The organism is Halomonas borealis (genome assembly GCF_004798905.1).
In the GTDB taxonomy this organism is placed as follows: Bacteria; Pseudomonadota; Gammaproteobacteria; order Pseudomonadales; family Halomonadaceae; genus Halomonas; species Halomonas borealis.
The window spans coordinates 1-277 of sequence record NZ_SDMO01000062.1 but is presented as its reverse complement, the minus strand read 5'-3'; the positions used below and the strand labels follow the sequence as shown (position 1 = coordinate 277).

At 45.8% G+C, this 277-nt stretch carries 1 protein-coding gene; it reads right to left on the bottom strand.

The features are described from left to right. On the bottom strand, positions 1 to 277 hold a 277-nt coding region (locus ETC07_RS16175; protein ID WP_205742571.1), incomplete at both ends, for an acetate and sugar kinases/Hsc70/actin family protein.

Genomic DNA, 277 nt, shown 5'->3' with positions numbered 1-277 from the left:
CACCACCAGAGTTAACTGGACCTCCGACTACCCAATGTTCCTTATCTAAAGCATAGGTAAATGTCCGTGCTTTAGCATCGACACGTGGCTTGTCTGTTACCACACGAATCGCTCCTGAAGTCCCAATAGTAATTGCAGCTACTCCTGGTTTAATGGCATTAACACCAAGATTAGAAAGTGGACCATCTCCTGCGCCCCAGACAAACTTAGTTGTCTCAGGAATGCCCATCTTCTTGGCAAATTCTGAAGGCATTCCCTCTTCAATCTCATAAGGTTC